Below are 23,422 nucleotides of genomic sequence, written 5' to 3' on the forward strand. Positions count from 1 at the left end.
CGCTAACCCTAGCAAGCACCGCGGTCCGGCTGTGGTCAGCGTCTCTGTAACCGAGAGTAGCGCTATTACCCCGCCGCGATGTGATCCCGAGCCCGTGGCCCCTATCTCATTCCGGGCCGCGCTCCGCCGGAATGCGGTACTCGATCAGCTCGCGGCGCAGCAGTTTCCCGGTGGCGTTGCGCGGCAGGTCGTCGAGGAAGACCACCTCGCGCGGCACCTTGTAGCGGGCGAGGTTGCTCTTGACGTAGGCCTTGATCTCCTCGCCGTCGGGGGTGGCGCCGGGTTCGGGAACCACGAAGGCGCGCAAGCGTTTTCCGAATTCCGCGTCGTCCACGCCGACCACCGCGGCGTCGAAGACGTCGGGACGCTCGAGCAGCAGGTTCTCGACCTCTTGGGGGAAGACGTTCTCGCCGCCGGAGACGATCATGTCGTCGTCGCGGCCGTCGACGAACAGCAGACCGTGCTCGTCGATGTGCCCGACGTCGCCGGAGGACATGAAGCCGTCGATGATCTGCTTGTGCCGCCCGTCGGTGTAGCCCTCGAAGGGCGCGCCCGAGCGGATGAAGATGCGGCCGGGCACGTTGCGCTCGTGGACGCGGCGGTCCTGGTCGTCGAATAGGGCGACCTCGCAGGTGATCGGCGCGCGGCCCGCGGTGCCCGGCGCGAGCGCGAGGTCCTTCGGATTCGCCACGGTCGCGATCGCGCATTCGGTCGAGCCGTAGAGGTTGTAGAGGACGTGGCCGAACGCCTCGGTGGCCCGGACGGTCAGCTCCGGCGAGAGCGCGGAACCGGCCAGCAGCACGGTCTTCAGCGCGGACAGGTCGTATTTCGCGCGGATCTCCGGATCCAGCTCCACCATCCGATGCAGCATGGTCGGCACGGCGACCAGCATCTCGACCTTGTGCTCGGCGAGCAGGCGCAGCGTCTTCTCGGCGTCGAAGCGGCGGGTCAGCACGACGGTGTTGCCGTAGCCCGCGGCCGCGAGCCAGGTCGCCAGGCCGGTGCTGTGGAAGATCGGCGAGACGATCATCATCATGCCCTGGTGCGGGAAGGGGATGCGGTCGATCATCTGCGCGGTCGACAGCGGCGAGATCGTGCTGCGCGGCGCGCCCTTGGGCAGGCCGGTGGTGCCGCTGGTGAGGATGATGAAGCCGCCGGGCGCGTCGGGCAGCGGCAGCGGTTCGGTGGAGTTCGCGGCGATGAGACCGTCCGCGGTGACGGCGTTCTCGGGCAGCTCGACGCCCTCGTCGACCCAGGTCAGCACGCGCGGCAACTCCGGCGGCAGCGCGTCGAGCAGGCCGATGAACTCGCTGTCGTGCAGCACCGCCCTGACCTTCTCGCGCTGGCACACCTCCGCGAACTGCGGTTTGGCGAACCCGGTGTTCATCAGCGCCAGCCGCACCCCGATCTTGCCCGCCGCGACCATCGCCAGCAGCAGCCCCCGATGATCCCGCGCCAGAATCCCGATCACCTGCCCCGGCTCGATCCCCATCCCCCGCAGCCCCCGCCCGAGCGCCGTCGACCGCTCGTCCAGCTCCCGATAACTCATACTCCCGAGCTCATCGATCAGCGCCGCCCGCCCCGGCCACACCCGCGCCGCATGCCGCACCATCGTCGCCTGCGGCCCCAACACCTTCACCTCTTTGACGGTCCGCAACGTCTCCGCCGGATTCCCCAGATCAATGAACCGCCGCTGCTGCAACACCGCCAGCCCCCGCACCGTCTCGACCCCCAGCGCCACCCTGCGCCCCAGCCCACCCAGTACAGAAGCCATCTCGACCACCTTCGACACCACCACTTCCTCCGCCCTTCCCCAGGGCCGTGTGGTGTGGACGGTAGCAGGGGAGTGTGACGAGGGATACAGAAATTCGGCCAACTCGGGCGGCCTCAGCTCCAGGGATGGTGGGGTGCGCCCTTGACTCGGCGGACGCCGTCCCGGTCGTTCAGCCAACTCGTGCGCCGCCGCACGAACGACAGGTCCGTCTGCTCGTGCTCCGCCGCGCGGAGGATCCTTGTCCCCTCCTCGTCGGTCAGGCGAGTGAACCACGAGGTGAGATCGTCGACCCCGCTCGCCCAGTCGGTGTACTCGTGGAACCGATACAGCCAGTAGGCCGCGCATGCGGTACACCGTTGCAGTGCCGCGAGATCATGGCTCGACTCCGACAGCGTGCGGATCCGAACGAGCCGCGGCTCGCGACAGCAGTCGAGGAAACTCGACGAATTCATAACTCCCCCACCAGATTCTGTCCAGACTTTCGGTCCCGAGAACAACCTACTGCCACTGGCACCGGTATGAACCACAATCGGGAATGTCCATGGGAGAACGATTGTGGGCCGCGGAAGGCGCCTCCGTAGGCTCAACCCCCGAGAAGATCTGCGCGAAACAGCTCGAGCGAAAGGGGCGGCATGAAGGCGTGGGCGCTGCTGTCGAATCAGGACGACCGCACGTGGGAGAGCAACGAGGGCTACGAGGACGTACTGGGTTCGCAGTACGCCTATGACAGCGGCGTGGCGAACCATCTGAAAGTATCGGTCGGCCACATCGTCGTGCTCCGGAATTCGACTGTGGTGCATGGTGTCTCGCGGATCGACCGGATCGACTCCGGTCCCGGAACGAAGGTGCGGTACAGCTGCCCGAAGTGCGGCCGAACCGGTTATGTGAAGCGGACGACCAGGACACCGACGTTTCTGTGCCGGCACTCCGATTGTCGACACACGTTCGATGAGCCCCGGCGAGTGGACGTGCCGGTGATCAAATACGTGGCGAGCTATGGCGCGCAATGGGAACCGCTGGACGGTGCGCTGTCGTTCGCTGCCATCGAGCCGGCACTGGATCGTGCGCAGCAGAATGCAATCCGCTCCTGCGATGTCGAGCGACTCGAAAAACTGCTGGCCGGCGTTCGCGCGGTCCTTCCGCCGGCGCCCGCAGTGCGGACGACTCCGCCGAAGGGTGGGCACCGGACCGCCATGGTGAAAGTCCGTAACGGCCAGGCGGCGTTTCGCGAGCAGTTGCTCCAGATGTACGGCCTCGTCTGCGCGATTACCGGGCCGTGTCCGGCGCCGGCGCTACAGGCCGCCCACCTTCGCGAGTTCGCCAAACACGAATCCCACGATCCCGCTGATGGACTGCTGTTGCGATCCGATATCCACCAGCTGTTCGACGCTGGGTTGTTGGCAGTCGATCCGACCACGATGAAGGTTGTGATCGCCCCGTCCCTCGCGCGGTATGCGAATTACAAAGCGCTGGAGGGAATTTCGGTCGCCCAGGGTGTCTACGTCCCTGCTCTGGCCGACCATTTCAACGAGGTGACTGCCAGCTGGTAGCGGCGAAATCGGGTTTGTTCGCTTGCGGCAGCATCTGTGCGTACGCGCATCTGCCCATGACAGTTGCGGTTCGACGTGGTGACGGCCATGGCCGGCGGCGGGTATCGAACGAGAAACCGGTGCCGGCGCTGAAGCGCGCTTGCACCGGTTCCCGTGTCCCACAACCTACTTCAGCTTGTCGCTCCCCAGCCCCAGCACGCGCCGGGCCACGATCAACTGCTGGATCTGCTGCGTCCCCTCGAAGATGTCCAGAATCTTCGAGTCCCGGCTCCACTTCTCCAGCAGCGAGCGCTGCGAATAGCCGATCGTGCCGGCCAGTTCCACGGCCTTGAGGGTGACGTCGGTGCCCATGCGGCCCGCCTTGGCCTTGGACATGGAGGCTTGCAACGAGTTGGGCTTCTTGTTGTCGGCCATCCAGGCGGCGCGTAGGGCCAGGAGGTAGGCGGCCTCCCAATCGGCTTCCATGCGAAGGAATTCCGCGGCGGCGGCGTGTTGGTCGTTGGCGGGCTTGTCGTAGTCGATCTCGACGCCCGCGTCGGACAGGACCTTGCGGAGTTCCTCGAGGGCGGCGCGGCCGACGCCGATGGCCATGCCCGCGACGAGGGGACGGGTGTTGTCGAAGGTCTGCATGACCCCCGCGAACCCCTTCTCCACGTTGACTTCCGGGCTGCCGAGGATGTTGTCCTTCGGGATGCGGCAGTCCTCGAGGCGCAGCTCGGCGGTGTCGGACGCCTTGATGCCGAGCTTGTGCTCGAGGCGGGCGACGGTGAGGCCGGGGGCGTCCCGCGGCACGACGAAGGACTTGATGGCGGCGCGGCCCGCGGACTTGTCGACCGTCGCCCACACCACGATGTGGGTGGCGCGCGACCCGGCGGTCACGAAGATCTTGGTGCCGTTGAGCACCCACTCGTCGCCGTCGAGCACCGCAGTGGTGCTCACGGCCGCGGAGTCGGAGCCGAACGACGGCTCGGTGATGGCCATCGCGGCCCACACCTTGCCGAACCGCGACAGCTGCTCGTCGGTGGCGACCGCGGCGATGGCCGCGTTGCCCAAACCCTGATAGGGGATCGACAGCATCAGGCCGACGTCGCCCCACGAGGTCTCCAGGGCGTTCATGAGCGCGGACATGTTGCCGCCGTTGGTGTTTCCGAGCAGCTCGGTGGCGTGCCCGTTACCCGCCTCCGCACCGGCCTCGGCCTTGCGGCCGCCGGTGGCGCCGCTGATGTCCTGGGTGCCCGAGTCGGCCAGACCCTCGACCATGGCGGCCATGGTGTCCAGCTCGACCGGGTACTCGTGCTCGGCGAGGTCGTACTTGCGCGAGATCGGGCGGAAGATCTCCTGCGCGACCTGATGGGCCTGATTGGCGCTGGCCCGCAGCTTCTTGGGGAGTTCGAGGTTGATCATGGCAAATCTCTCCGTAGTGAAGTGGGGTCAGACCAGGACGACGCCCTCGGCCACGCCGACGGCCCGCAGATCGCGGTACCAGCGCTCGACCGGGTGCTCCTTGGTGTAGCCGTGGCCGCCGAGCAGCTGCACGCCGTCGAGGCCGATCTGCATGCCCTTGTCGGCGGCGAACTTCTTGGCCAGCGCGGCCTCGCGGGCGAACGACAGCCCCTGCTCGGCGCGTGAGGCGCCGCGCAGCGTGATCAGCCGCAGGCCGTCCAGTTCGATCGCGATATTGGCGACCATGAACGCCACCGCCTGCCGATGCGCGATCGGTTCGCCGAACGCCTCGCGTTCCTTCACATAGGGGGTCACGTAGTCGAGCACGGCCTGCCCGGTGCCCACGGCCAGCGAGGCCCAGCCCAGCCGGGCCAGCCGCACCGCGTCGGCGTAGTCCTCGGCGCGCTGGTCGGCGTCGGCGTCGCCCAGGATCGCCTCGGTGGGGACCGCGACATTGTCCAGGATCAACCGGCCCAGACCCGCCGCGCGCAGACCCATGCTCGGATCCGCCTCGATCACCACACCCGGGGTGTCGGATTCGACCACGAAAAGCGCTGGGCGGCCGTCGAGTTCGGCGCCGACGATGAACAGTTCGGCGTCGCCCGCGGCGGGCACCAGGGACTTCACGCCGTTGAGGCGGTAGCCGCTGGGGGAGCGAGTCGCCTTGGTCTGCAACGCGAACGGATCGAACAGCGCGCGCGGCTCGGCGAGCACCACCGAGGACTGCGGCACGTTCTCGCCGGTGTAAGCGCTCAGGTAGGTCTTCTGCTGGGCGTCGCTGCCCCACTGCGACAGCGCGACGGCCACGCCGGAGGGGGCCAGGATCGGCAGGGCCAGACCCATGTCGCCGTGCGCGAGGGCCTCGGCGACCAGCGAATTGGTGACCGCGCCGCGCTCGGTGGCGGCGCCCTCGAGCTCCTCGGGGACGTTGATGAGCGTGATGCCCAGTTCGGCGGCGCGCTCGAGCAGATCGCGCGGCGCCTTGGCCGCGGCGTCGGCCTCGTAGGCGGCCGGGCGCAGGATCTCCTCGGCGAACTCGCGCACCGTCTCGGTGATCATCTGCTGCTCGTCGTTCGGCGTCAGGTCGAAGTAGTCCTTGCCGCGAGACTCGTTGGCGGGCAAGCGCTTCGGCTTACCGCCACCGGCGACCTTGCCGAACGCGCGGGTGGCCGCGCCCAGCGTCCGGAAGCCGGTCTTGGTGCCCTCGTAGGTGATTCGGTCGATGGGCTTGCGCAGCTTGTACTTCTCGGCGAGCTCCGACCCCGTGATGGTCGTCATGACCCGCATGGCCGCGCCCATCCAGTCGCGCTTCTGGGGGTTGAGGCCCACGGCCGAATCCGGACGTCGCTTCTCCGCGGTGTCTCGAGTGCTCATAATCACCAGTCTTCTCGGGTGGTGGGTGATCGGTCCCAGCATCTTACTGTCGAGTAAGGCTATCTTACTCCAGAGTAAGAACGCCGTCGAGCGGCAGCATACACACGGCGATCGGCGGGCGACCAAATCGTGTTACGACGTGCGCTGTTCCAGGTATAGCCGGGGAGCGACGCTCCTAACAGCCCGTGCGGGGGCAAGGGCTTCGGTTGGGGGGTACAGCCCCCCAACCGCCGGGCGCGAACCCGCCCTCGCCGATACCGTGAGCGGGTGCTCGCGCGCGTGGGCACGCTCGCCGCCGATCCGATGCGGCGTCGGGAGTACGGACGGCCCGCGGTTGGCGCGTGGATCACGGCTCGCGTCGGGAGGACGGACGACGGCTGGCGGCGGGGGCAGTGGACCATCCCCGCGTCGGGAGCACGGCTCGTGGCGGGGCAGTGGACCATGCTCGCGTCGGGAGGATGGCCCATGGCTCGCGGTGGGTGCGTGGACCACGGTTCGTGTTGGGCGGGCCACGCCTCGTTGCGGGAGTGTGGATCACGGTTCGCGTTGGGCGCGGACGAGGGCTCGTGGCGGGAGTGCGATGTGTATTGGGTAGCGGCGCTGTACGTGCTGATCGAGCTGGCCTTCGCTGACCGGTACGGCTATCACCGCGACGAGCTGTACTTCCTGGCCGCCGGGCGGCATCTCGACTGGGGATACGCGGATCAACCGCCGTTGGTGCCGGTGATCGCGCGGGCGATGGCGGCGATCGATCCGAATTCGCTGGTGCTGCTGCGGTTTCCGGCGATCCTCGCGGTGGCCGGGGTGATCGTGTGCACGGGGTGGATGGCCCGCGAATTCGGTGGTGGTCGTGGGGCGCGGGCGCTGGCGGCGGGGGTGATGGGGATGTCGATGATCCTGGTGGGCGCCGGGCATCTGATGGGACGACCGCCTTCGACCTGTTGGCGACGGCGGGGATCGTGGTCGCGCTGCTGCGGGTGCTGCGCGCGGACGGGGATCCGCGGTGGTGGCTCGTGGTGGGCGCGCTGGTTGGGGTCGGATTGATGAACAAGGCGCTGCTGGTGTTCCCGGTGGTGGGGCTGGTGGTGGCGTTCGTCGTCTGTGGGCCGCGAAAGATGTTCGCCACCAGGTACTTCGCGCTGGCCGTCGGGATCGGGCTCGTGCTCTGGGCGCCGTATCTCTGGTGGCAGGCGCGGCACGGGTGGCCGCAGTGGGCGTTGAGCCGGGCCATCGCGGGCGGGTCCTCGGGGACCTCGAATTCGCCGCTCGAGTTCGTGCTGGTGCAGTTGGTGCTGGCGGGGTTGTTCGCGGTGCCGGTGTGGGGGTACGGATGGTGGCGGTTGTGGCGGGAGCCGCGGTATCGCGGGTTCGCCGTCGCTTATGTACTGCTGTTCGTCGTCTTCCTGGTGACCGGTGGGAAGGGCTACTACCTCGCCGGAATGTACCCGGTACTGGTGGCGGCCGGGGCGGTGCCGTTCGCGGCGTGGCTGGGCGCGCATGGGAGGGCGTGGGTCGCGGTGGTTCCCGCGGGGTTGGTGAACGCGGCGATGGCCGTGGTGTTGTTCCTTCCGGTGTTTCCCGTTGCGGCGCTGGCGCATTCACCGATCGTCGCGGTGAACTACGACATGGGTGAGACCGTCGGCTGGCCGGATCTCGTGGCGCAGGTGGCCGCGGCGCGCGCCCGGTACGCACCGTCGGCGGGCCTGCTGACCGCCAACTACGGTGAGGCGGGCGCCCTCGAAAGGTTCGGCGCCGCATACGGTTTGCCCACTCCGCGCAGCGGCCACAACTCCTACTGGTGGTGGGGTCCGCTGCCGGACGCCGAGCCCGTTCTCACCGTCGGAATCGACGCCGAGCGGCTCACGGCCCTGTGCGCGGACCTGCGCCCGGCGGGTCGCCTGGACAACGGACTGGATCTCGACAACGACGAACAGCACGCGCCGTTGTCCGTCTGCACCCCGCGCGTACCGTGGGCGACCGCGTGGCCGCGAATGAAGGGCCTGGGCTGACTCAGGACCGCAGGCGAGTCAGAACCTGGTCGTGCACAAGGCCGTTGGTGGCGACGGCACTGCCGCCGTGCGGGCCGGGGGTGCCGTCGAGCGCGGTGAAACGCCCGCCCGCCTCGCGGATCAGGATGTCGAGGGGGGCCAGATCCCACAGGGAGACCTCCGGTTCGGTCGCGATGTCCACCGCGCCCTCGGCGAGCAGGCAGTAGCCGAAGAAGTCGCCGTAGCCGCGCGTCCGCCACACCTCGTCGGTGAGGCCGATGAGCTGATCCCGCAGCCCGAGATCCCGCCAGCCGGACAGACTGGAGATCGCCAGGCTCGCCGCGCTCAACTCCCGCACCGCCGACACCGAAATCCGCCGCGCCCCTTGGGTTTCGAACCGGCTCCACGCCCCCTCGCCCGCCGCGGCCCACCACCGCCGCGCCAGGGCCGGGGCGCTCACCACGCCGACCACCGGAATCCCGTCCTCCAGCAACGCGATCAGCGTCGCCCACACCGGCACCCCGCGCACGAAGTTCTTCGTCCCATCGATCGGATCGATGACCCACTGCCGCCCCCGGAACTCGGCGTCGCCCCCGAACTCCTCGCCCAGCACGGCGTCCCCCGCCCGCTCCCGCCCCAGGCTCGCCCGCACCGCCTCCTCCACCGCCAGATCCGCGTCCGACACCGGCGTCAGATCCGGCTTGCTGTCCACCTTCAAATCCAGCGCCCCGAACCGCCCCCGCGTGATCCCATCCGCCTCATCGGCCAACCGCAGCGCCAATTCCAGATCCGAGGTGTATCGCGTCACGGGGCAACCTTATTGCCCTTCGCTGCGCTCAGGGACAGGGGGAGTGGCGGCCGGGACATGGGAAGTGGCGGCCGGGACGTGGGAAGTGGCGGTCGGGACATGGGGGAGTGGCGGCTGGGACGCGGGGAGTGGCGGCCGGGACGTGGGGAGTGGCGGCCGGGACATGGGAGGCGGCAGGTTGGGACGTGGGGAGCGGGAGGTCGGGTAGTGGGACCGGAAGGCGAGGCGTACTGGGCCGGGGCGGGACACCAGCCGGATTACGCGACGGTCTGACGGGCCGCGGACAAGGCTCGGGCCCACCATTCGAGTTGGTCGAGCATGGTGGTGGCCGCGTCCTCGGGGCCCGCGGGGGCGTGCAGGTTGCCTTCGGGGTCGAAGAGTTCGTAGTAGCGGGGGAAGGCGACGTAGTCGCGGAGGGTGTGGGCGTTGAGTTCGTTGAAGATCTCACGCAGGTGGGAGATGGCGTAGAGGCCGCCGGTGAGGCCGCCGTAGCCGACGAAGGCGATGGGCTTGCGGTCCCATTGGGTGTAGTGCCAGTCGATGGCGGTCTTGAGGGAGGCGGGGTAGCTGCGGTTGATGTCGGGGGTGACCACGACGACGGCGTCGGCGGCGGTGAGGCCCTCGGTGAGGGCGGCCATATCGGCGGGGCGGACGGGGTCGGGGTCCACCTTGGGGGAGGTGGCGGGCAGGGCCAGGGGCAGCGTCGCCTCGGCCAGGTCGATGACGGTCACCTCGAATCCGGCGTGGCGGCGCGCCCGCTCGGCGAACCAGCGGGCGACCACGGGGCCGAAGCGGCCCTCCCGGACGCTGGCCACGATGATCGCGAGACGCAATGGGCTGGTGGACATTTCGAACTCTCCTCGGTCGTAACTCGGCGATCGGTCGATCGCTCGGGATCGACTCTGCCGCCGCGCGAACCCGGCAGGGAGCCCGCGTCGAGAGTGGTAGTGACAGGGCTACGCTCCGGGTCCCCGGCTCGAGTTACCTTCGAGACGTGAGCGACAACGATCTGGGCGTGTTCCTGCGCAATGTGCGCGAACAGGTCACCCCCGCGCGGGTCGGCCTGCCGACGGGACCGCGCCGCCGCACCCCGGGCCTGCGCCGATCCGAACTCGCGACCCTGGCGGGCGTCAGCGTCGAATACCTCACCCGCCTCGAACAGGGCCGTGACCGCCGCCCCTCCGCGGCCGTGCTCGGCGCGCTCGCCGAGGCCCTGGACATGACCCCGGCCCAGCGCGTGCACCTGCACCGTCTGGCCAAGGGCGCCGAACCCGGCTTCAACTGCACCGGCGCCGCCGCACCCAATCGCGTTGTGCGCCCGCCGATTCGGGCCCTGCTCGACCAGCTCGAACCCGCCCCGGCCGCGGTCCGCAACCGGCTCGGCGAGGTGCTGGCCTGCACCGACGGCTATCGCCGCCTGGTCGGCCCGACCGGTCAGCTCGACGGCGGCCTGCCCGCCAACTTCCCGCGCTACCTGTTCACCGATCCGCGCGCCCGCGAGGTCTATCCGGACTGGGACCATCTGGCCGACAAGACCGTCGCCACTCTGCGGCAGGGCCCGTACCGATCCATCCCCGAGGTGGTCGCGCTCATCGAGGAACTCACCCTCACCGCGGGCAAGGCGTTCGCCGACCGGATCGCCACAGTCAACGGCCTGCCCGACCCCCACGGCGTCACCCGCATGAACCACCCCGAGGCGGGCCCGCTGCGCCTGTCCTACGAACGCCTCGATCTCTCGGCCGACGACGACCAATACCTCCTGGTCGACCTGCCCGCCGACGACGCCACCGCCGCCGCGCTCGACGCCCTGATCGGCCGTCGTCCCGGTGGCCTGCGCGCGGTCTCGGGCTGAGCCCCCGGCACGGGCTCGCCGTATTTCACCGCAGCCCAGGCCGACCGGTAGATTGGAGCATCGTGCATCCTGACGTCGCCGCCGATCTCGCCCAACTCGACACCACCCTGAAGACCGTCGAGGCGGTCCTCGATGTCGACGAGCTGCGCCGCCGGATCGACGAACTGGAGCAGCAGGCCGCCGACCCCGATCTGTGGAACGACCAGGAGCACGCGCAGCGGGTCACCAGCGAGTTGTCGCACGCCCAGGGCGAAATGCGCCGCGTCACCGACCTGCGCCAGCGCCTCGACGATATGCCGGTGCTCTACGAACTCGCCGAGGGCGAGGAGGGCGAGGCCCGTGCCGCGGCCCTCGCGGAGGCCGACGCCGAACGCGCGTCCCTGCGCGCCGATATCGAGGCGATGGAGGTCCGCACCCTGCTGTCGGGCGAGTACGACAAGCGCGAGGCGTTGGTCAACATCCGCTCCGGCGCGGGCGGCGTGGACGCCGCCGACTGGGCCCAGATGCTGATGCGCATGTACATCCGCTGGGCCGAACGGCACAAGTACCCCGTCGAGCTCTACGACACCTCTTACGCCGAGGAGGCGGGCATCAAGAGCGCCACCTTCGCGGTCAAGGTGCCCTACGCCTACGGCACCCTCTCGGTCGAGATGGGCACCCACCGCCTGGTCCGGATCAGCCCCTTCGACAACCAGGGCCGCCGCCAGACCTCCTTCGCCGAGGTCGAGGTGCTGCCCGTCGTCGAGCAGACCGACCACATCGACATCCCCGAATCGGAGATCCGCGTCGACGTGTATCGCTCCTCGGGCCCCGGCGGCCAGAGCGTCAACACCACCGACTCCGCGGTCCGGATCACCCACATCCCCACGGGCATCGTCGTGACCTGCCAGAACGAGAAGTCCCAGCTGCAGAACAAGGTCTCGGCCATGCGCGTGCTGCAGGCCAAACTGCTCGAGCGCAAGCGGCAGGAGGAGCGCGCCGAGATGGACGCCCTCAAGACCAACGAGGGCGCGTCCTGGGGCAACCAGATGCGCTCCTACGTCCTGCACCCGTACCAGATGGTCAAGGATCTGCGGACCAACTACGAGGTCAACAACCCCACCGCGGTACTCGACGGCGATATCGACGGGTTCATCGAAGAAGGAATCCGGTGGCGCATGCGACAGGGCGACGACCAGTAATTCCGGATCGACAAGGCGAATATCGGGTACGGCTACCGTATGCAAGATCACGGCACTATCACGGCGTGTGGGCGAGCGGGTCTCCGTAGTAGCCTGTCAAGCGTGCTTTTCGGCGAGGGAAAGGTCTCGGTGCGGGGATGATCGCGGATCTCGCTGCCGCCGGAGACGACGGCGGAGTAGTCACCTGGTTGCGCGGCAACGGCCTCGAGGTCGTGCTGCTGGTCGTCGGCGCGATGCTGTTCAGCCGCTTCGCGACCTACGTGCGCGACCGGATCACCCGCAAGATCGACGCGGGCTTCCAGAGCAGCGATTCGCTGGTCCGCTCCGAGGCGGCCAAGCATCGGCACGCGCTCGCGCAGGTGATCACCTGGGTGCTGCTGTCGATCGTGTACTTCCTGGTGGGCCTGGAAGTGTTGCGGCGCTTCGGTTTCACCGTCAGCGGGCTGGTCGCCCCGGCCGCGGTGCTCGGCGCCGCGCTCGGCTTCGGCGCGCAACGTGTGGTGCAGGATCTGCTCGCCGGATTCTTCCTGATCACCGAGCGGCAGTACGGATTCGGTGATGTGGTTCGCATCGCCGTGACCGGACAGCCCGACCCCGCCGAAGGTACGGTGGAGGACGTCACGTTGCGGATCACCACCCTCCGCAACGCCGACGGTGAGGTGATCACGGTGCCGAACGGCCAGATCGTGAAAGTCACCAATCTGTCGAAGGATTGGGCTCGTGCCGCGATCGACGTCCCGGTACCGGCGACCGCCGACATCACCAAGGTCAACGAGATCCTGCACGACGTGGGCGCCAAGGCGTTCGAGGATCGCAGGCTCAAATCCCTGCTGCTCGACGAGCCCACGGTCATGGGTCTCGAGGACCTCACGGTCGATCAGATGAACATCCGCATGGTTGCCCGCACATTGCCGGGCAAACAATTCGAAGTTGGGCGTGAGCTGCGGGTTCGGGTGGCCGCCGCGCTGCGCCGGGAGGGAATGAGTGAAAACGCGTAGGTCGACGGCGATCCTCGTTGCCGTCTGGGTCGTCACATTTGTGCTGTATCTGTTCGTCAAGCCCACCGCGTCGACGCACTCCGGCTTTCCGCCGATCACGAATTCGATTACGCAATCGGTGATCTCGCCGACGCCGGGCCGATAACCGTCGGGTCACGGGGAGCCGCCGGAAAAGCTGGTTACACTGGCTCCCCGTGATCACCCTGCGGAACGTCACCAAGTCGTACAAGACCTCGACGCGACCCGCGCTGGACAGTGTTTCCGTCGAGATCGGCAAGGGCGAGTTCGTCTTCATCATCGGACCGTCCGGTTCGGGCAAGTCGACGTTCATGCGGCTGTTGCTGAAGGAGGAAGCGCCCACGTCCGGCGAGGTCCACGTCGCCGACTTCCGGGTCGATCGACTACCGGGCCGCCGGGTGCCCAAGCTGCGGCAGCGCATCGGCTGCGTGTTCCAGGACTTCCGGCTGTTGCAGCAGAAGACGGTCGAGCAGAACGTGGCGTTCGCGCTCGAGGTGATCGGCAAGAACCGCAAGTTCATCAACCGCGCGGTGCCCGAGGCGCTGGATCTGGTCGGCCTGTCCGGTAAGGCGGACAGGTTGCCGAGCGAATTGTCCGGCGGTGAGCAGCAGCGCGTCGCGCTCGCGCGGGCGTTCGTGAACCGGCCGCTGGTCCTGCTCGCCGACGAGCCCACCGGCAACCTCGACCCGGAGACCAGTCAGGACATCATGACGCTGTTGGAACGGATCAATCGCACGGGCACCACGGTGCTGATGGCCACCCACGACAACCACATCGTGGACGCCATGCGCCGCCGCGTGGTCGAACTCGACCGCGGCCGCCTCGTGCGCGACGAGGCCACCGGCGTGTACGGGGTGGGCCGGTAATGCGGATCAGCTTCCTGTTCGGCGAGGTCTTCAACGGCCTGCGCCGCAACGTCACCATGACCATCGCGATGATCCTCACCACGGCGGTGTCGCTGACCATGCTCGGCGGCGGTCTGCTCGCGGTGCGGATGGCTGACAAGACCGAGCAGTACTTTCTGGATCGGCTCGAGGTGCGGCTGTATCTGACCGAGGACGTCTCGGCGTCGGATCCGGACTGTTCGAAGGATCCGTGCAAGACGCTCATGTCGGATCTGAAGGCCATGCCCGGCGTGGAGACCGTGCAGTTCCTCAATCGCGACGACGCGATCCGCGAGGCCAAGGAGAAGACCTTCAAAGACCAGCCGGAACTCGCCCAGTACGTGAGCGAATCCCCGCTGCCCGCCTCGCTGCGCGTGAAGATGACCGACGCGGCCGACTACCCGCTGATCTTCCAGAAGTTCCAGGCCCGCCCCGGCGTCGGCTTCGTCCGCAACGACAAGGACATCGTGGACCGCCTGGTCAGCCTGTTCGACGGCCTCCGCAACGCCGCCTTCGGCTTGGCCGTCCTCCAGGCCGTGGCCGCCCTGCTCCTGATCGCCAACATGGTCCAGATCGCCGCCTTCACCCGCCGCACCGAGGTCGGCATCATGCGCCTGGTCGGCGCGACCCGCTGGTACACCCAGCTCCCCTTCCTCCTGGAAGCCGTGGTCGCCGCCCTCACCGGCTCCGCCCTGGCCTTCCTCGGCCTCCTCATCGCCCGCCCACTGGTCATCGACCGCGCCCTCGGAGACCTGTTCGCCTCCAAGGTCTTCCCCCGCATCACCGGCGACGACATCGCCATCGTCACCCTGACCATCGTCCCGGTCGGCATAGCCTTCGCCGCCCTCACGGCCTACGGCACGCTGCGCTACTACGTCCGCGAATAGCCCAGGCCCGCTTCGTCTCCGGGGTGCCATCCCATGCGCTGGGCACTCCAGGCACTGGCACCGCAGGCGCGAGCACTTCAGTCGCGGCGCCCCAGGCTGTGGCTTCAACCCAGGTGCGGGCATCCAGGCTGTGGCGGCAACCCAGCCGCACCCTTTTTTCGAATCCGCACCCTTTGCATGGCCCTGAAACGGGTGCGGCTCCGAACAAAGTGTGCGGCAACTCCAGCCGCACCCCTTGTTGGGATCCGCACCCCTTGTAGTGCCCTGAAGGGGGTGCGGATGCGGACAAAGGGTGCGGGTGTGGATGAGGGCTTTCGCCGGGGCGGGAGATCCGTAGGATGGCCAGGGTGAGTTTCCCCGAGACGCTCGAGACGGCCGCCGATGACTCCGGTGCGGGTGCGAAACCCGATGCGGCACATCAGGTTCTGCGGAAGGTGTTCGGTTACGACACCTTTCGCGGGCTACAGCGCGAGATCGTCGAGCAGGTGGTGTCCGGGGGTGACGCGCTGGTCCTCATGCCGACCGGCGGCGGTAAATCGTTGTGCTATCAGATCCCCGCGCTCGTGCGGCCCGGGGTGGGCGTGGTCGTCTCGCCGTTGATCGCGCTCATGCAGGACCAGGTCGATGCGCTCAACGCGCTGGGCGTGCGCGCGGGCTTCCTGAACTCGACCCAGTTCCCCGACGAACGCCGCACGGTGGAGGCCCAATTCGTCTCCGGCGAACTGGATCTGCTCTACCTCGCGCCCGAACGGCTGCGCCTGGAATCCACGCTGAACCTGCTCGATCGCGCGAAGGTCTCGGTCTTCGCCATCGACGAGGCGCACTGTGTCTCCCAGTGGGGCCACGACTTCCGGCCCGACTACCTCGGCCTGTCGGTGCTGCACGAGCGCTGGCCCGACGTCCCCCGCATCGCCCTGACCGCGACGGCCACCGAGGCCACCCGCAAGGAGATCGCCGAACGGCTCGACCTCACCGGCGCCAAGCATTTCGTCGCCAGCTTCGACCGCCCCAACATCCAGTACCGCATCGAACCCAAGAACCGCCCCGAACAGCAACTGCTCGCCTTCATCCAGGCCGAGCACCCCGGCGACGCGGGCATCGTCTACTGCCTGTCGCGCAACTCGGTGGAGAAGACGGCCGAATTCCTCACCCGCAACGGCGTTCCCGCGGTCCCGTACCACGCCGGGCTCGACAATCGCACCCGCGCCACCAACCAGGCCCGCTTCCTGCGCGAGGACGGCCTCGTCGTGGTGGCGACCATCGCCTTCGGCATGGGCATCGACAAACCCGACGTGCGCTTCGTCGCCCACCTCGACCTGCCCAAATCGGTCGAGGGCTACTACCAGGAGACCGGCCGCGCCGGCCGCGACGGCCTGCCCTCGACGGCCTGGATGGTCTACGGCCTCGCCGACGTCGTGCAACAACGCAAACTCATCGACAACTCCGACGGCGACGCCGCCCACCGCCGCCAACTCCAACTGCACCTGGACGCGATGCTCGCCCTGTGCGAAACGGTCCAATGCCGCCGCACCCAACTCCTGGCCTACTTCGGTCAGCGCGGCGAATCCTGCGGCAACTGCGACACCTGCCAGACCCCACCCGAATCCTGGGACGGCACGGTCCCCGCCCAGAAGGTGCTCTCCGCGATCCTGCGCCTGAAACGCGAACGCGGCCAGAGCTTCGGCGCGGGCCATCTCATCGACATCCTGCTGGGCAAGTCGAGCCCGAAGGTGTTGCAGCACAACCACAACGAACTCAAGGTCTTCGGCGTCGGCGCGGACCTGCGGGATACCGAGTGGCGCGGCGTCATCCGCCAGCTCCTCGCCCAGGGCCTGCTGGCGGTGCAGGGCGAGTACGGCGTGCTGACCCTCACCGAAACCAGCGAGGAGGTGCTGTTCCGCGGCCGAACGGTCATGCTGCGCCGCGAGCCGGAACGCGCCAAACCCGCGAAGGTCTCGCGCACCAAGACCGCCCGCGCCGCGGTCGAACTCGCCCCCGGCGACGCCGACCTGTTCGAGCGATTGCGCGCTTGGCGAGCGTCGGTGGCCAAGGAACAGGGTGTTCCCGCCTACGTCGTCTTCCACGACGCCACACTGCGCGAGATCGCCGCCCGCAAGCCGCGGTCCCTCGCCGAGTTGGGCACGATCAGCGGAATCGGTGAGAACAAGCGGGCCAAGTACGGCGAGGGTGTGCTGGAGACCGTCGGAAGTGGCGCGGACTCGCCCTCGGCCTCGCGGATGGCGGTGGGGGACTCTGGCTCGCGCTCGGTATCCGAGACGGGAAGCCAAGCCTCGAACTCCCGGTTGGGGCGGAGCGAGATGCCCTCGCCCGCAGAGTCGTCGAATGTGGCCGCGAGTGAGACTCGAATGGTGCAGGACGAGTTGCCCACGCCCGCAGGGCTTTCGGATGCGGACAAGCGTGACGCTCGAACGGGGCAGCGCGATATTTCCACATCCACGGGGTCCTCGGATGCGGCCGGGCGCGGGGCTGCAGGGCGTGTCCGGGCGACTGGGGGCCACGCGGATGACCGTGCGGCTCCGACCACGGGCGACGCATCGGCATCTCGGCGGCAACATCAGGCCGGAGCCGCGGGGAGTGCGGCCCGAGCCGGGCAGCGACCGGGTGGCTCCGCATCGAGCGGGGCCGCTGGCACCCGGGCGGCGTCGGGTGGACGCGGCGCGTCCGCGCGCACCGGGTCGCGATTCGCGGCGGCCGAGGACGTCCCACCGCCTCCGGACAACTGGGACCACGAGCCGCCCCCGGATTGGGACTTCGAGCCGCCGCCGGACGATATGTACTGATCGCCGCGAAAACGGTTGCGGGGGAGCGCCTTCCGGCGGATCCGCTCGAAATGGACATCCGACCGAGTCGAAACCTCGAATCGGCCCCGCTGAACTGCGTGTATTCGCGTCTTCTCTGCGGGTACCGTGGTGGTATGGCGCCCGGTGACGACGAGGTGATCCTGGGGGACGGTCTTCCCGTGGACCGTGCCGTCTTCACGGTGTCCATGCCCGCGGCCGAGCCGGTGGTCACCACCGACCCGCCCGCCAAGCGACGGGTGTGGTCACGCAAACTGCTCGGCGGTCCGCGCATCTCGACCATGCTGCTGGCCTCCATCTGGGTCGCCGCCCTGGTGCTCTATCTCCAGGTGCGGCCGGGCGGATAGACGACGGGGGAGAAATGTTCGACACACCAATCGCGCGGTCCGAATCCCGTACTCGCGCAACCCGCTCCGGATAGCGTGCGGCCATGCACGATCATCATGCCCGCAACGACGATCGTTCGGATCAGTCCTCCGACTCCGGCTCCGGCGGCGACGGCCCCGACCTCGTGCGCGTCCGAGCGCGGCGCGTCGACGGCACGGTGGACGCGGGCTGGCTGCGCCCGCAGCACCAGCAGCCGCATCGCGGCCGCCCGCGGGCCTCGACCGTGGCCCTGGTGCTGATCTTCATCGCCGTTCTCCTGGCTTATCTGGAACTTCGGCCGAACGGTTGAGGGCTGCCGGGCCCTTCCGGGAGCCTTCTCGTCACCTCCTTGTCATTGGGCTATTCGTGATCGACCCACCTGGTCCGAACCGGTATCCGCGCGGTCTCTTGCCCAGGGGTGGCTCGTTCGCGGCGCGACTGCGGCGGAAAATCACTGGCACCGAAAGCCGTTGAGCCCGTATCTTTTCGACCGTGGCCGTCATCGAGGGGCGCACCGGAATCTCCGGCCCGCGTTCCCCGTGTCGGAAGCGGCCATGCCATTGGTTGGCGCAGACCTCCTAAGTCTGTCGGGGTTCAAATCCCTTCCGACGCGCCCTGTTCCGATCCTCCGCCGGTGTCGCGGCTCTGCGGGCTCTCCGCCTCGTGCGGGGGACGCCCCCGCCGCGGCATCGTGATCGGGACAGGGCGTGTCCGCGCCGAACCTGTTGTGGGGGAAGGAGTTTCACTGTGCACGTTACTGTCATGGATTGGGAGCGCGCGCTCCTCTACCGCGACGGCAAGCTCGACAAGGTGCTCGAGCCGGGCCGCCACCGCTTCGATCAGCGCCGCAGCACGCTGGTCAAGGTCGACATGCGACCGCGCCGGTTGCAGGTCGGCGGTCAGGAACTCCTCACCCGCGACGGACTGTCCCTGCGCGCCAGCTTCGTCGCGGCGTGGTCGGTGACCGACCCGGTCGCCTTCACCATCGGTGCCCAGTACCCGGAGAACGTGCTGTACTCCGCGGTACAGGACGTCGCTCGCGACAAGGTCGCCGCTCACACCCTCGACGATCTGATCGCCGATCGCGACCTGCTCTCCGGCGCCGACGAGGTGGCCGCGGCCGTCGCCGAACTGGGCATGGCGGTGACGAGCGTGCGCGCCCGCGACCTCATGCTCCCCGGCGAACTCCGCAAGGCCGCCCTGGAGACGGTGCTCGCCAAGGAGCGTGGCCGCGCCGACCTCGAGCGCGCCCGCGCCGAGGCCGCCGCGCTCCGCTCGCTCGCCAACACCGCCCGCCTGCTCGAGGAGAACCCGACCCTGCTCCGGCTGCGCACGCTGCAGGTCGCGTCCACCCCGGGCACCCAGGTGGTGCTCGACCCGCGCGATCGCGCCTGACCCGCTCGGCCCGGCTGTCCCACGACCGCCGGGCCGGGCGACAGCCGCAACTCGCTACAGCCGATCCAGTCGTTGCCCGGTCCGTCGCGATTCGCTGGTCCGTGCGCCAATCGGATTGGCGACTTGTCGATCTCGAATCGACTGCGGCGCAGCGCCTTCCGACCCGGACTACTGCTGAAAGTAATGCCCCTGCTCCAGATCCTCCAGCAGCCCCGGGTGCGTCGGCTTCCACCCCAGAGTCTCGATGGCGGTCTCGTTCGACGTGGCGGCGTCCAGCGAGAAGAACCCGCCGATCCACCCGAAATGCTCGAACGCCTTGTCCGGCGCGACGGAGACGACCGGAACATCGAGATGACGGCCGATCACTTCGGCGATCGTGCGGGTGGGAATACCCTCGTCCCCGACAATGGGCAGAACCGTTGCCGCGGGCGCCGTTTCGAGAGCGAGACGGAACCCCACCGCCGCGTCGAGCCGATGCACGGCGGGCCAGCGGTTCTCGCCCTCGCCGATGTAGCCGGAAACGCCTCTCTCCCGGGCGACTCTGATCAGCTGCGGGACGAAACCGCCGTCGCCGATATCGTGCACCGAGGGCGGCAGCGCGACCACCGACGATCGGACGCCCCGGGCTCCGGCCGCCATCACGGTCCGCGCGCTGGCGACCCGCGGCCCGGCCGGTGACGTGGGCGCGGCCTGGAGGTTCTCGCGCAGCACCAGCACGCCGGAGGCGATGGCCAGCGGACGATCCGATCCGGCGAGCACCTCGGTGAACGTCTCGACCGCCCGCAGATCGATGGCCGCCGATTTGTCGAAATTGTCGAAGTCGTGGACGAAGGCCAGGTGGATGACGCCGTCGGCCTCGTCGGCGGCCGCGCGCAGCACGTCCAGATCCTCGAGCGAACCGCGCCGCACCTCGGCTCCGGCGGCCGTCAACGCCTGAGCGGAGGCCTCCGAGCGAGCGAGCCCGACCACCTCGTGACCGGCTCGCAGCAATTCCGGAACGACGGCCGAACCGATGAAACCGCTTGCGCCCGTGACGAATACACGCATGATGAACCCTTCCAGAAGTTGATGTCAGTCGCTGTCGTCAGCGTAGCACCCATGTCAGTCGCTGTCATCAATTAAGATCGAGGCATGAGTCGATGGGAGCCCAACTCTCGTGGCCGGCTCGAACAGGCGGCGTTGGAGCTCTATCGCGAACGCGGGTTCGACCGGACCACGGTGTCCGATATCGCCGTGCGCGCGGGGCTGACCGAACGCACCTTCTTCCGGCACTTCGCGGACAAGCGTGAGGTCCTGTTCGGTGGTCAGGAGAACCTGCGCGAGGTCCTGGTCGGCACGATCGCCGAGGCCGCGGAGTCCGCCACGCCCCTCGAGATCGTCGCGGCGGCGGTGGTCGCGGTGGCCGAATGGATGCAGGAGGGTCGCGCGCACGCGTTGCGGCGGCGCGAGGTGATCGTCGCCAATCCCAGCCTGCAGGAACGTGAGCTGGCCAAACTCCTCACCCTCGGCTCGGCCACGGCCGACGCGCTGCGCGCCCGCGGGGTCGGCGACCTCGAGGCGATTCTCGCCGCCGAGATCGGCGTGGCGGTCTTCCGCGTCGCCTTCGAACGGTGGTTGGACGATCCGAGCGCCCGTGATTTCGCCGACCACGTGCGGGAGGCCTTCGACCATCTGCGCGCCGTCGTCGACGCCTGATCCGCCCTCGGCGAACGCGCGGAATATTCGATTGCCCCCGCCACTTATTGTTGGTCGTTATGAAGGAGAAGGGGCGCAAGGTCATCGCCACGAACCGCAGGGCGCGGCACAACTACACGATCCTGGAAACCTACGAGGCCGGGGTCGCGCTGGTCGGTACCGAGGTGAAGAGTCTGCGCGAGGGTAAGGCGTCGCTCGTCGACGCCTTCGCCACCATCGACGACGGCGAGGTGTGGCTGCGCGGACTGCACATCCCGGAGTACGGGCACGGGACCTGGACCAATCACGCCCCGCGACGCACCCGCAAACTGTTGCTGCACCGCCGCGAGATCGACAAGCTCACCGGCAAGACCAAGGAGTCCTCGCAGACGCTGGTACCGCTGTCGATGTACTTCTCCGACGGCAAGGTGAAGGTCGAACTGGCCCTGGCCAAGGGCAAGCAGGACTACGACAAGCGTCAGGACCTGGCCCGCCGCACCGCGGAGCGGGAGGTGACACGCGAGCTCGGTCGCCGGATCAAGGGCATGCGTTGACCGCTGTCCTGCTGGCCCTGCTCGCCGCGGTCGGGTACGGGGTGAGCGATTTCGTGGGCGGGGTGGCCGCGCGCCGGGTCGCCGCCCTGCGCATCGTGATCGTGTCCTATCCGCTGTCGGTGCTGCTCATGCTCGTGATCGCGCCGCTGGTCCCGGCGCGGATGGATGTGGTCACGCTCGCGTGGGGCGCCGCCGCGGGCGTGGCGAGCGGGCTGGCCGTGTGGTGGTTCTACGCGGCCCTCGCGAGCGGTCCGATGTCGGTCGTCTCGCCGCTGACCGCGGTCCTCGTCGCCGGAGTTCCGGTGGTGATCGGCCTGCTGTCCGGCGAACGCGCCGACCTCGCTGCCTATATCGGCATCGGATTCGCGGTGGTGGCCGTCGCGCTGGTGAGCAAGGAATCGCCCGGCGAGGAGCGCGACCTGCGCTTCGACGGCCGGGTCGCGCTGCTGACCCTCGGCTCGGGCCTGGCCTTCGGGCTGGCGTTCGTATTCCTCCACGAGTCGTCCGGACCGGCCGGTCTGTGGCCGCTGGTGTCCTCGCGCGCGACCGCGACGGTCGTCGTCTGGGTCGCGGCGCTGGCCACCGGCGACTTCCGCGCGCCGAGCGGCCGCCCGCTGCGCTTGGCCGCCTATGTGAGCGTGCTCGACGTGATCGCCAATGTGGCGATGCTCTACGCCTTCCACGGTTCGCTGCTGTCGCTGGTCAGCGTGATCGGCTCGCTGTATCCGGCGGCGACCGTCCTGCTCGCGATGGTATTGCTGGGCGAGCGCGTGGGCCCGCTGCAACGGGTCGGCATGGCCCTCGCCCTGGGCTCGGTCGCCCTGATCGCCACGGCGTGAAAGCCGGTGCGCCGGAACGACAGTGGCCCCTCCCGTCCACGCCACGCCCGGCGGTCCGGGGGGAATGAACGCTCGCGCGAAGCTGTTATGATGGGTAGCCCGGCCACGGCCGGGGTCATCTGAGTCGGTGACACAGACGGGGCTGAACGGTTTCGACTGCGTACGTTGATTCAGGGGAAGCGTGTCGGTGCAGGCAGGAGACCACCGTAAGCGTCGCTGTAACCCAATAAGCGCCGATTCTCATCAGCGCGACTTCGCTCTCGCTGCCTAAGCAGTAAAGCGAGTCTGTCAGCCCGGGTTCGCCCTCGACCCGGCCCCTGGCATCAGCTAGAGGGCTCTACCGTCCGCCTCGGTCGCGGAGTCGGACGGGACAACCAACAGCGACTGGGATCGCCATCTCGGCTCGTTCGCGTGACCGAGAGATCCGAGTAGAGGCATAGCGAACTGCACACGGAGAAGCCCTGGAAACACGGCGGAGGACCCGGGTTCGATTCCCGGCAGCTCCACAAGGGTGGTCCTACTCGAACCGGGGTCCTTCGGGACCTGGGGGAGAGTAGGACCACTTTCTTCGTTTCTAGACCTTCTACCTGGCGATACATGGCCGGTGATCGCCCGGTGAAAGGTGCGGTCCGCACCAATGGCCTCGTGCAGGTCCCCAAACGGCTCCTTGAGCTGGTCCGTCAGCACCCCTTCGATGTCCAGGTAGAAGCATTCGAAAAACGTCTGGTTGAGATGGCGACGGACGGCATCACTGCCGTCTTCGTACATCCGCTGAGGGTCGCGGAGAAGGTCAAGAGCACTGGTGAGCACTTCGACCCCTACCGTCAGCTCTGCGGTGGTTGCGCTGAGACGTGCCTCGATGTTGGCGCGGTCGTTCTGGATGCGGCGCAGGCGTGCTTTGATCTTGGGCTGGGGGAGAGCCTTGTCCATCGCGAGATCGAGCAATCGCTCTTCCTGGCCATCGAGCTCTTTGAGCTGCCTTCTCAGCGTGCCGTGTATGTCACGCAAGCCGGCCTGT

General features: G+C 68.4%; 21 protein-coding genes, 1 tRNA gene, 1 other RNA gene and 1 pseudogene. 17 read left to right on the forward strand and 7 right to left on the reverse strand.

Translation table 11 applies throughout. The features are described from left to right. Positions 1-106 precede the first annotated feature (106 nt). Both ACWDSJ_RS28755 and ACWDSJ_RS28760 read right to left on the reverse strand, forming a co-directional pair. The gene (locus ACWDSJ_RS28755) at positions 107-1,774 is read right to left on the reverse strand and encodes an acyl-CoA synthetase (protein ID WP_450035600.1); all 1,668 of its coding nucleotides are present in this window, start codon (positions 1,772-1,774) and stop codon (positions 107-109) included. Between the two features lie 113 nt (positions 1,775-1,887). Further along, positions 1,888-2,226 (reverse strand): hypothetical protein, encoded by a 339-nt coding sequence (locus ACWDSJ_RS28760; protein ID WP_450035602.1) that lies wholly within the window; start codon positions 2,224-2,226, stop codon positions 1,888-1,890. Positions 2,227-2,406: 180 nt separating this feature from the next. Here ACWDSJ_RS28760 and ACWDSJ_RS28765 point away from each other — a divergent pair, with 180 nt between their 5' ends. Beyond that, positions 2,407-3,324, forward strand: coding sequence for an HNH endonuclease (locus ACWDSJ_RS28765; protein ID WP_387368629.1), 918 nt, complete (start codon positions 2,407-2,409; stop codon positions 3,322-3,324). A 165-nt stretch (positions 3,325-3,489) separates the two neighbouring features. Here ACWDSJ_RS28765 and ACWDSJ_RS28770 read toward each other — a convergent pair whose 3' ends face one another. Continuing rightward, entirely contained in the window at positions 3,490-4,728 is a 1,239-nt protein-coding gene (locus tag ACWDSJ_RS28770) for an acyl-CoA dehydrogenase family protein (RefSeq protein WP_450035603.1), read from the reverse strand. Positions 4,729-4,755: 27 nt separating this feature from the next. Further along, positions 4,756-6,147 (reverse strand): acyl-CoA dehydrogenase family protein, encoded by a 1,392-nt coding sequence (locus ACWDSJ_RS28775; RefSeq protein WP_387368611.1) that lies wholly within the window; start codon positions 6,145-6,147, stop codon positions 4,756-4,758. Positions 6,148-6,408: 261 nt separating this feature from the next. Between ACWDSJ_RS28775 and ACWDSJ_RS28780 the strand changes: the two genes are divergently transcribed. Further along, positions 6,409-7,185 carry a hypothetical protein gene (locus ACWDSJ_RS28780; protein WP_450035605.1) on the forward strand — a complete coding sequence of 259 codons (777 nt, stop codon included), beginning with the start codon at positions 6,409-6,411 and terminating at the stop codon, positions 7,183-7,185. After that, a complete protein-coding gene (locus ACWDSJ_RS28785) occupies positions 7,101-8,150 on the forward strand; it encodes a glycosyltransferase family 39 protein (RefSeq protein ID WP_450035606.1) in 1,050 nt (349 codons plus the stop codon). The genes ACWDSJ_RS28780 and ACWDSJ_RS28785 overlap by 85 nt, the downstream gene beginning before the upstream one ends. A gap of 1 nt (position 8,151) precedes the next feature. On the opposite strand, the gene hisN is transcribed toward ACWDSJ_RS28785, so the two are convergent. After that, positions 8,152-8,937, reverse strand: coding sequence for a histidinol-phosphatase (hisN, locus tag ACWDSJ_RS28790; RefSeq protein ID WP_450035607.1), 786 nt, complete (start codon positions 8,935-8,937; stop codon positions 8,152-8,154). A 257-nt stretch (positions 8,938-9,194) separates the two neighbouring features. Next, the gene (locus tag ACWDSJ_RS28795; RefSeq protein ID WP_450035608.1) at positions 9,195-9,785 is read right to left on the reverse strand and encodes an NADPH-dependent FMN reductase; all 591 of its coding nucleotides are present in this window, start codon (positions 9,783-9,785) and stop codon (positions 9,195-9,197) included. 146 nt (positions 9,786-9,931) lie between these two features. On the opposite strand from ACWDSJ_RS28795, the gene ACWDSJ_RS28800 reads away from it, so the two are divergent. The 10 genes and pseudogenes from ACWDSJ_RS28800 (at position 9,932) to ACWDSJ_RS28845 (ending at position 19,337) form a co-directional block, all read left to right on the forward strand. After that, positions 9,932-10,789: a helix-turn-helix domain-containing protein gene (locus ACWDSJ_RS28800; RefSeq protein ID WP_450035610.1), complete on the forward strand. Its 858-nt coding sequence runs from the start codon at positions 9,932-9,934 to the stop codon at positions 10,787-10,789. Positions 10,790-10,851: 62 nt separating this feature from the next. After that, the gene (prfB, locus tag ACWDSJ_RS28805; protein ID WP_387368601.1) at positions 10,852-11,970 is read left to right on the forward strand and encodes a peptide chain release factor 2; all 1,119 of its coding nucleotides are present in this window, start codon (positions 10,852-10,854) and stop codon (positions 11,968-11,970) included. Positions 11,971-12,107: 137 nt separating this feature from the next. Continuing rightward, positions 12,108-12,968, forward strand: coding sequence for a mechanosensitive ion channel family protein (locus tag ACWDSJ_RS28810; protein ID WP_387368599.1), 861 nt, complete (start codon positions 12,108-12,110; stop codon positions 12,966-12,968). 194 nt (positions 12,969-13,162) lie between these two features. Continuing rightward, on the forward strand, positions 13,163-13,852 hold the full coding sequence (ftsE, locus tag ACWDSJ_RS28815) for a cell division ATP-binding protein FtsE (RefSeq protein ID WP_387368597.1): 690 nt from the start codon (positions 13,163-13,165) through the stop codon (positions 13,850-13,852). Next, a complete protein-coding gene (ftsX, locus tag ACWDSJ_RS28820) occupies positions 13,852-14,757 on the forward strand; it encodes a permease-like cell division protein FtsX (RefSeq protein WP_387368595.1) in 906 nt (301 codons plus the stop codon). The genes ftsE and ftsX overlap by 1 nt, the downstream gene beginning before the upstream one ends. A gap of 338 nt (positions 14,758-15,095) precedes the next feature. Further along, positions 15,096-16,967 (forward strand): annotated as a pseudogene (gene recQ, locus ACWDSJ_RS28825) (DNA helicase RecQ); the annotation flags it as partial. A gap of 725 nt (positions 16,968-17,692) precedes the next feature. Continuing rightward, positions 17,693-17,923: a hypothetical protein gene (locus ACWDSJ_RS28830; protein ID WP_387368593.1), complete on the forward strand. Its 231-nt coding sequence runs from the start codon at positions 17,693-17,695 to the stop codon at positions 17,921-17,923. 83 nt (positions 17,924-18,006) lie between these two features. Further along, a complete protein-coding gene (locus ACWDSJ_RS28835; protein WP_387368591.1) occupies positions 18,007-18,252 on the forward strand; it encodes a hypothetical protein in 246 nt (81 codons plus the stop codon). Between the two features lie 229 nt (positions 18,253-18,481). After that, a tRNA-Arg gene (locus ACWDSJ_RS28840) sits at positions 18,482-18,555 on the forward strand. Between the two features lie 134 nt (positions 18,556-18,689). After that, the gene (locus ACWDSJ_RS28845; protein ID WP_450035613.1) at positions 18,690-19,337 is read left to right on the forward strand and encodes a slipin family protein; all 648 of its coding nucleotides are present in this window, start codon (positions 18,690-18,692) and stop codon (positions 19,335-19,337) included. 168 nt (positions 19,338-19,505) lie between these two features. On the opposite strand, the gene ACWDSJ_RS28850 is transcribed toward ACWDSJ_RS28845, so the two are convergent. Next, positions 19,506-20,384 (reverse strand): SDR family oxidoreductase, encoded by an 879-nt coding sequence (locus tag ACWDSJ_RS28850; protein ID WP_450035614.1) that lies wholly within the window; start codon positions 20,382-20,384, stop codon positions 19,506-19,508. 84 nt (positions 20,385-20,468) lie between these two features. Here ACWDSJ_RS28850 and ACWDSJ_RS28855 point away from each other — a divergent pair, with 84 nt between their 5' ends. The 4 genes from ACWDSJ_RS28855 (at position 20,469) to ssrA (ending at position 22,913) form a co-directional block, all read left to right on the forward strand. Continuing rightward, entirely contained in the window at positions 20,469-21,032 is a 564-nt protein-coding gene (locus tag ACWDSJ_RS28855) for a TetR family transcriptional regulator (protein ID WP_450035615.1), read from the forward strand. Between the two features lie 59 nt (positions 21,033-21,091). Then, complete coding sequence (gene smpB / locus ACWDSJ_RS28860) at positions 21,092-21,565, forward strand: SsrA-binding protein SmpB (protein ID WP_387368583.1); 474 nt, start codon at positions 21,092-21,094, stop codon at positions 21,563-21,565. Continuing rightward, entirely contained in the window at positions 21,562-22,404 is an 843-nt protein-coding gene (locus ACWDSJ_RS28865) for an EamA family transporter (protein ID WP_450035616.1), read from the forward strand. The genes smpB and ACWDSJ_RS28865 overlap by 4 nt, the downstream gene beginning before the upstream one ends. A 138-nt stretch (positions 22,405-22,542) precedes the next feature. After that, positions 22,543-22,913, forward strand: a transfer-messenger RNA (tmRNA) gene (gene ssrA / locus ACWDSJ_RS28870). Positions 22,914-23,422 lie beyond the last annotated feature (509 nt).

The organism is Nocardia sp. NPDC003482, from assembly GCF_053588115.1.

Coding starts and splice junctions, on each gene's coding strand:
- ACWDSJ_RS28855 (WP_450035615.1), top strand. CDS start 20,469: ATGAGTCGATGGGAGCCCAACTCTCGTGGCCGGCTCGAACAGGCGGCG.
- ftsX (WP_387368595.1), top strand. CDS start 13,852: ATGCGGATCAGCTTCCTGTTCGGCGAGGTCTTCAACGGCCTGCGCCGC.
- ACWDSJ_RS28810 (WP_387368599.1), top strand. CDS start 12,108: ATGATCGCGGATCTCGCTGCCGCCGGAGACGACGGCGGAGTAGTCACC.
- ACWDSJ_RS28795 (WP_450035608.1), bottom strand. CDS start 9,785: ATGTCCACCAGCCCATTGCGTCTCGCGATCATCGTGGCCAGCGTCCGG.
- ACWDSJ_RS28765 (WP_387368629.1), top strand. CDS start 2,407: ATGAAGGCGTGGGCGCTGCTGTCGAATCAGGACGACCGCACGTGGGAG.
- ACWDSJ_RS28755 (WP_450035600.1), bottom strand. CDS start 1,774: ATGGCTTCTGTACTGGGTGGGCTGGGGCGCAGGGTGGCGCTGGGGGTC.
- ACWDSJ_RS28830 (WP_387368593.1), top strand. CDS start 17,693: ATGGCGCCCGGTGACGACGAGGTGATCCTGGGGGACGGTCTTCCCGTG.
- ACWDSJ_RS28850 (WP_450035614.1), bottom strand. CDS start 20,384: ATGCGTGTATTCGTCACGGGCGCAAGCGGTTTCATCGGTTCGGCCGTC.
- smpB (WP_387368583.1), top strand. CDS start 21,092: ATGAAGGAGAAGGGGCGCAAGGTCATCGCCACGAACCGCAGGGCGCGG.
- ACWDSJ_RS28770 (WP_450035603.1), bottom strand. CDS start 4,728: ATGATCAACCTCGAACTCCCCAAGAAGCTGCGGGCCAGCGCCAATCAG.
- ACWDSJ_RS28760 (WP_450035602.1), bottom strand. CDS start 2,226: ATGAATTCGTCGAGTTTCCTCGACTGCTGTCGCGAGCCGCGGCTCGTT.
- ACWDSJ_RS28835 (WP_387368591.1), top strand. CDS start 18,007: ATGCACGATCATCATGCCCGCAACGACGATCGTTCGGATCAGTCCTCC.